Source organism: Protofrankia sp. CiP1_Cm_nod4, assembly GCF_982290645.1.
Map to the genome: position 1 here is coordinate 55,454 of NZ_CEVIVC010000019.1, position 1,273 is coordinate 56,726.

Consider the following 1,273-nt stretch of genomic DNA (forward strand, 5'->3'; position numbering starts at 1 on the left):
CCCCGAAGTGCGCGCCTGAATGGCGCGGGAACTCGACGAGGACGACGTCCGGGTGCGGGCCGGCCGCGGGTCGCGGCCGCGTACCCGGGACCGGCCCGACCACGCCGACGCGGTGACGGCGACCGTGGTGGCGGTCGACCGAGGCCGTTACACCTGCCATGTCGCCGGGACGTCACCGGAGCCGCGACCACGACCACGTCCGAAAGCGCAGCCGCCGCCGGGGCCGGCACCGGGGCCGGGGCCGGGGAGCGGCGGCACGTCCGCATCCGCGTCCATGTCCGCTTCTGGCGGGGCGCTGGTGGCCGCCGTCCGCGGGGGTTCGGTGCGCCGGACCAGTGTGGTCGTCGGCGACGAGGTCGCCCTGGTCGGGGACATCTCCGGCCGGGCCGGCAGCCTTGCCCGGATCGTCGGGCGGGCCGAGCGCCGCAGCGTGCTGCGGCGTACCGCCGACGACACCGACCCGGTGGAACGCCCGATCGTGGCCAACGCCGACCGGCTGGTCATCGTCTGCGCCCTCGCCGACCCGCCGCCGCGGCCGGGGCTGATCGACCGCTGCCTGGTCGCGGCCTACGACGGCGGCCTGGAGCCGCTGCTGTGCCTGACCAAGGCCGACCTCGCCGACGACACACCCCTGCGCGCACTCTACGCGCCACTTGGCCTACCTATGGTGACCACCAGGCCGGACGCCGGCCTGTCCGGGCTGACCGCCCTGATGGCGGCCCACGTCTGCGTCATGTTCGGCCATTCCGGGGTGGGCAAGTCGACGCTGGTCAACCGGCTGGTGCCGGACGCCGCCCAGACGATCGGCGCGGTCAACGCGGTCACCGGCCGTGGCCGGCACACCTCGTCCGCGGCGATCGCCCTGCCGATGCCGGGCGGCGGCTGGGTCGTCGACACCCCGGGGGTGCGCTCGTTCGGGCTGGGCGCGGTCTCCACCGACCGGCTGCTGCGGGCCTTCCCCGATCTGGCGCCAGCCGCGGCGGCCTGCCCCGGCGGCTGCACCCATCTGGCAGGCCTCGCCGACTGCGCGCTCGACGAGGCGGTGGCGGACGGCCAGGCGGACCCGGCCCGGCTGGCCAGCCTGCGCCGGCTGCTCGCCGCCCGCTCCGGCACCGACCCGTCATAACGCCCGGCCACCCGGACCGCGCCGGCAAGACGACCACGATCGAGATCCGCCGGCGCCGACCCGTCACACCGCCCGGCCCCGACCACGACCAGCCCAGCTGTCCCCAGTACCGGGCCCCAGCGGTCACCGAAATCCCCCGGCCCCAGC

General features: G+C 76.7%; 1 protein-coding gene. It reads left to right on the forward strand.

Features of this window, described 5'->3' with window-relative positions; genetic code table 11:
- Positions 1-19: 19 nt before the first annotated feature.
- Entirely contained in the window at positions 20-1,126 is a 1,107-nt protein-coding gene (rsgA, locus tag AC5LSR_RS06360; protein ID WP_250290128.1) for a ribosome small subunit-dependent GTPase A, read from the forward strand.
- Positions 1,127-1,273 lie beyond the last annotated feature (147 nt).

Bases quoted from the DNA above. Each gene is read 5' to 3' on its own strand.
- rsgA (WP_250290128.1), top strand. From the start codon at position 20: ATGGCGCGGGAACTCGACGAGGACGACGTCCGGGTGCGGGCCGGCCGC.